6 protein-coding genes are annotated in these 5325 nt (G+C 43.6%); 2 read left to right on the forward strand and 4 right to left on the reverse strand.

Going from position 1 to position 5325, the window contains the following annotated elements:
- Window positions 1-424: 424 nt before the first annotated feature.
- Together ACE1AQ_RS01620 and metG are read right to left on the reverse strand one after the other, a co-directional pair.
- Window positions 425-1030: an NYN domain-containing protein gene (locus ACE1AQ_RS01620; protein ID WP_002739868.1), complete on the reverse strand. Its 606-nt coding sequence runs from the start codon at window positions 1028-1030 to the stop codon at window positions 425-427.
- 100 nt (window positions 1031-1130) lie between these two features.
- On the reverse strand, window positions 1131-2744 hold the full coding sequence (gene metG, locus ACE1AQ_RS01625) for a methionine--tRNA ligase (protein WP_110544875.1): 1614 nt from the start codon (window positions 2742-2744) through the stop codon (window positions 1131-1133).
- A gap of 155 nt (window positions 2745-2899) precedes the next feature.
- Between metG and ACE1AQ_RS01630 the strand changes: the two genes are divergently transcribed.
- Window positions 2900-3616, forward strand: a complete 717-nt coding sequence (locus tag ACE1AQ_RS01630) for a 1-acyl-sn-glycerol-3-phosphate acyltransferase (RefSeq protein WP_110544873.1) — start codon at window positions 2900-2902, stop codon at window positions 3614-3616.
- 265 nt (window positions 3617-3881) lie between these two features.
- Here the strand turns inward: ACE1AQ_RS01630 and ACE1AQ_RS01635 are convergent, their stop codons facing one another.
- Both ACE1AQ_RS01635 and ACE1AQ_RS01640 read right to left on the reverse strand, forming a co-directional pair.
- Window positions 3882-4106: a type II toxin-antitoxin system HicA family toxin gene (locus ACE1AQ_RS01635; RefSeq protein WP_002776495.1), complete on the reverse strand. Its 225-nt coding sequence runs from the start codon at window positions 4104-4106 to the stop codon at window positions 3882-3884.
- Window positions 4103-4306: a type II toxin-antitoxin system HicB family antitoxin gene (locus tag ACE1AQ_RS01640; protein WP_002776494.1), complete on the reverse strand. Its 204-nt coding sequence runs from the start codon at window positions 4304-4306 to the stop codon at window positions 4103-4105. Before ACE1AQ_RS01640 ends, ACE1AQ_RS01635 begins: the two co-directional genes overlap by 4 nt.
- Before the next feature lie 98 nt (window positions 4307-4404).
- On the opposite strand from ACE1AQ_RS01640, the gene ACE1AQ_RS01645 reads away from it, so the two are divergent.
- Window positions 4405-5325: RNA-guided endonuclease InsQ/TnpB family protein (locus ACE1AQ_RS01645; protein WP_374807732.1), on the forward strand; the 921-nt coding region annotated here is incomplete at its 3' end.

Consider the following 5325-nt stretch of genomic DNA (forward strand, 5'->3'; position numbering starts at 1 on the left):
AACCCTTATCCTGACTTGATTTCAGTTTTTTCCTTGTCAGTAAGGGTGTCAACAAGGAATATTACAGATTGTTAACCGAGTCTTGAAAGCCTTGTGCTACAAAGGTTTGAAATGTTAAGAAAGATGTGACTAAAGGACAGCGGGGGGATCTGACAACTTTTAACGCCTACCTACTTAGATTCGGAGAATGAATCAGCCCTACGGAGCGCATTAGTTTTTCGGTGGGATGCTTGCACACGGCTGCTGACACATCTGTAATAATTTAAGAGTCACTCCACTTCCATGAGTGCCTCTCCTGATATGTAGCCTATACTCAGCGGATTTAGTATCACTGATAACTGCTAACTGCTAACTGATAACTGATAACTGATAACTGAAAAAGGTGGGTAATTCCCACCTTAAACTGGATTTTTACTGAATTTTTCTAGCGACTGCTACGGTCTTGATCCAAGACGCTGACGGGGAAATTATTATAACCAACGTGATGTTTGCTGGTTTTTTGAATTTCTTCTTTAATTTGATCTAAATCAACATAGCGATCAGCCACATTAATTAAACTATCACTGGTCATCGATCGCAAACTAACCACTTCCACCCGCGCACCGCGGTAACTGACGGAATCGGCAGCATAGGCTAAATCTCCATCACCACTGACAATGACTGCGGTATCATAGGAACCCACTAGCGCCATTAAATCTACGGCGATTTCCACGTCAAGATTGGCTTTTTTGGAACCATCGGGCAATTGTACTAGATCTTTGGCGATGACTCGATAGCCGTTGCGACGCATCCAGAGGAGGAATCCCTGCTGTTTTTCGTTAGTGCGATCAACTCCAGTATAAAAGAAGGCCCGCAGGAGACGAGAACCGGCAGTTAAACGACAAAGTAATTTGGTGTAGTCAATTTCGATACCTAATTGCAGGGCCGCATAAAATAAATTAGAACCATCGATGAAAATCGCCACACGACCGCGATTTTCTAGCACTTGTTCGGGGGTGAAGACTGGGGCCGTGTCATAATCATCAAACATTTTATTTTTCCTCGTTTGTTAAAAGTTTAGTGTTGAGTGTTTGCCAGTTGTGTCCCAAAGGACAACAGACCTTAAAAAATAGAGTTATCAAAAAATTCCTTTAGGAATCGTTTAACGGCAGTTCTAGTTTAGAAAAGATCGGTTCAGGTGTTCCTAGTTGTGGATTTGTCGGTAATCCCCATTGACGGTGTTTACAAAAAGAGACACCATCAGAGGAGTTTTCCCCAGCCTCCGACCTGAAAGTATTAAAATCAATAACAAAACCTAGTTGTTGATAAATTTTACTGCTCAAGGTCGGTATTATCGGTGAGAGTAGGTAGGCAGAGAGTCTTACTGATTCCAAAACTGCGTAGAGAACCTGTTCTACGGCTGCTTGTTGTTTCTGTTTAAATAAACTCCAGGGCGCACTCTCATCGATAAACTTGTTACTAGCACGAATTAACGCTAATATTTCCTCACAGGCTTGATCAAATTGTAGCGCATCGTACTTCTGTTCAACAATCCCCCCTAAATTGATCCCCATATTCTTAAGGTGATTATCGTTGGGGATATCTACACCGGTCAACTGGGGGGGGTTATTTTGGCAGTATTTTTTGACCATGCCTAGGGTGCGATTGAGGAGGTTGCCTAAATCGTTGGCTAAATCCGCGTTCAGAATATTCACAAATCTGGTTTCCTGAAAATCGCCATCCTGTCCTAATTCAATCTCTTTGACGAAATAGTAACGGACGGCATCGGCCCCATAGCGATCAACTAAATCGAAGGGATCGAGGGTATTACCGAGACTTTTGCCCATTTTCCGCCCGTCTTTGGTCAAAAAGCCATGGCCGAATACTCTTTTAGGCAAGGGTAAACCCGCCGACATGAGCATAGCTGGCCAATAAATGGCATGGAATCTTAATATATCTTTACCGATCAGATGCAGATCGATCGGCCACCATTTGGCCAAGGCATTTTCTAGGGTGGGTTCGTCTTCGGGGTCGAGAAGGGCGGTAACATAGCCAAGAAGGGCATCAAACCAAACGTAGATGGTATGCTGACCATCGTGGGGAATGGGAAACCCCCAAGCCACATTAACCCTAGAAATGGAGAAGTCCTGTAGTCCTTGGTTGACGAAGTTGAGAACCTCATTACGTCGGCTTTCCGGTTGAATAAAATCGGGTTGCTCTTGGTAAAGTTGTTCTAGTTGCGTCTGATACTTAGAGAGACGGAAAAAATAGTTTTCCTCGTCGCGCCATTCGGCGGCCAGATTAGTATGAATGGGACAACAGCCATTATCTAACAGTTCTCTTTTTTCCTTAAATTCTTCACAGGCGACGCAATACCAACCCTGTTGGCGATCGAGATAGATATCGCCCTTTTCCCAGACTCTTTCAAAAAATTCGTTAACAATTGCCTGATGACGGGGGGCAGTGGTACGACTAAAGCGATCATACTGGATCTGTAGCTTGGCCCAGAGATTGGCAAAACTGGTGGCGATGCGATCGCAGTGTTCCTGGGGAGCGAGTCCTTTGGTTGCCGCAGTCCGTTCGATTTTCTGTCCGTGTTCGTCGGTTCCTGTAATTAGGAGGACAGAATTCCCCTGTAACCGCTTCCATCGTGCCATAACATCCGCTACGATCGTTGTGTAAGCACTGCCGATGTGAGGGATATCGTTGACATAATAAAGAGGTGTTGTTAAAGCAAATGTTTTTCGCTCATTTAAATCATTCATGAAATTTATTTTTTTAAATAGACGAGGCTGCCCCGAGGCTGATCCGTAGATGATTGGGACATAATCCCTTATATTTTATGATCCTCTAATTCTGTTTTATCCTTTAGTTGTAGTCTAAGTCAATAAAAACAATCTTAAGGCCGATTTTTTTTTCCATGAAGCTGCTTACCCCCCTATCCACCTCTCGTTTAATTCTTGATACCACGCGCACGAGTCTGTTTACCGTCGGTCAAGAAAATCTACCCAGCCAAGGAGTGGCGATCGTGGTAAGTAACCATCGTAGCTTTTTGGACGCGCCGATCTTAATTCAAGCTTTGGGCAAAACTCTCCCGATCGCCTGTCATCACTACATGGGAAAAACGCCACTTTTGCGGGAATTAATCGGAGAATTGGGCTGTTTTCCCTTTGATACCCCCGAAAAACGCCACCGGACTTTTTTTCGGCAAGCAACGGATTTTTTACAGTCCGGACGATGGATCGGTTTATTTCCAGAAGGTGGATCGCCGATGTTAAATTTGACTGCTCCTCGTCAAATTAGCGCTTTTCAGAGCGGATTTGCCCATTTAGCCCTGCGTTGTCCCGTGGAGAATCTATCGGTCTTACCTGTGGCTATTCTCTCCGAGTCGGAAACTGTTATTAGTCCTTTTCCCGTGCGTTTGCTGCGCTGGTTAGATACCACGGAACCTTTATTCGATCAAGATGGTTGGCATCCCGTTGTATTTTATCATCGTGTCAAGGTGGCGATCGGTCGTCCCTATGGAATTACTGAAAGCGATCGCTCAGATTATCAAGGTAAACAAGGAAAAAAAGCCCTTAATCGTTTAATTGGTCATTGTCAGTCGGAAATTAGCGATTTATTGCTGAAAGGCTAACGAAGTCAGGAGGCAGTCGGCAGCTTTTTTCTTCCCACTTCCTAACTCATAATTCATAATTGATACTGGAGTGATTTGTTATAAGTAGGGAGACACAATTATTTGTAGGATGGGTTAGCAGTAGCCTAACATGATCGGGCGTTGGGTTTCATGCTTCAACCGTTCGGCAAAAGCTCACGGCCGAAGCCCAACCTTGAATGATATTATCAGTCTAACTCTCGGTCGGGTGCAGTGATTGGTTAGACAGATGGACTTTAGATGAAGTTTATGGAGATTTCCACTCTCCTTCTGGGATCATGGCTGTAATCATGATGTTACGCAATGTTCCAGTAGGTAAATCTCTCCCTTGATGGTAAGGTACGATAACTTGAGTATCTTGATCCCTACCACGCCATTTTCTATGACTACCCTTCTGAGAGATCAGTTCAAAGTTATACTTGCGTAATATGCGCTCAACCTCGTCAGCATTCATTCTCCTGAGTCGAGTCATCCCACCATAACCTCACGGATTACTGCTCCTGGTAGAAGATCGATAGCATCAGGTTGTAAATAAAGCTCGATCGCTTCGCGTATATTATTGAGAGCTTCCTCTTGTGTAATACCGGCAGATGTGCATCCGGGCAGTTCCGGACACCAAATTGCCCATTCGTTTGTATCGGGATCCGGTTCAAGTATCACTCGCCATTTCATCGAAAATTTGGGTCTGAAACCCCGTCGTTCTACGACGGCTTTACCGTCAAATATTAGCACATTTACGAAATATATGCTAAAATGTGAGGTATGGAAATATGGAAAAAGCCTATTCTTACCGATTTTACCCCACACCCGAACAAGAGTCGCTATTGCGGCGCACATTGGGCTGTGTAAGATTAGTTTACAATAAAGCTCTCCATCTCAGAACACAAGCTTGGTATGAAAGACAAGAAAGAGTAGGCTACGCTCAAACTTCTTCAATGTTGACCGATTGGAAAAAACAAGAAGAATTAGACTTTTTAAACGAAGTTAGCTGTGTACCTTTACAACAAGGGTTAAGACACCTACAAACAGCTTTTACTAATTTCTTTGCTGGTCGTACTAAGTATCCTAACTTTAAGAAAAAACATCAAGGAGGAAGTGCCGAATTTACCAAATCTGCTTTTAAATTTAAAGACAGACAAGTCTATTTAGCCAAATGCACAGAACCTTTACCTATTCGATGGTCAAGACAAATACCAGACGGATGTGAACCAAGCACAGTAACAGTCAGATTACATCCTTCTGGACGCTGGCATATCTCAATAAGATTTGATGACCCAACGATTAAGCCTTTCCCAGTAACAGATAAAGCCATCGGAATTGACTTAGGAATTAGTAGTTTAGTAATTACCAGCGATGGCGATAAAGTATCTAATCCTAAGCATTTTAAGAAACATTATCAGAGGTTGCGAAGAGCATCGAAAAATCTTTCTAGAAAACAGAAAGGGTCAAAAAATCGGGAAAAAGCAAGAATCAAAGTAGCCAGAATTCACGCTCAAATCACCGATAGTAGAAAAGACCATTTACATAAGCTAACCACTCAATTAGTTCGGGAAAACCAAACGATTGTGGTTGAGAATTTAGCCGTCAAGAATATGGTCAAAAACCCCAAGTTATCTCAGGCAATATCTGATGTAAGCTGCCCCCCCTTGCCCCCCCGACCCCCCCGATGTCGGGGGGGCAGGGGGGGTGGG

The organism is Microcystis sp. BLCC-F209 (genome assembly GCF_041928595.1).
Lineage (GTDB): Bacteria > Cyanobacteriota > Cyanobacteriia > Cyanobacteriales > Microcystaceae > Microcystis.

Bases quoted from the DNA above. Each gene is read 5' to 3' on its own strand.
- ACE1AQ_RS01620 (WP_002739868.1), bottom strand. From the start codon at position 1,030: ATGTTTGATGATTATGACACGGCCCCAGTCTTCACCCCCGAACAAGTG.
- metG (WP_110544875.1), bottom strand. From the start codon at position 2,744: ATGAATGATTTAAATGAGCGAAAAACATTTGCTTTAACAACACCTCTT.
- ACE1AQ_RS01630 (WP_110544873.1), top strand. From the start codon at position 2,900: ATGAAGCTGCTTACCCCCCTATCCACCTCTCGTTTAATTCTTGATACC.
- ACE1AQ_RS01635 (WP_002776495.1), bottom strand. From the start codon at position 4,106: ATGACTCGACTCAGGAGAATGAATGCTGACGAGGTTGAGCGCATATTA.
- ACE1AQ_RS01640 (WP_002776494.1), bottom strand. From the start codon at position 4,306: ATGAAATGGCGAGTGATACTTGAACCGGATCCCGATACAAACGAATGG.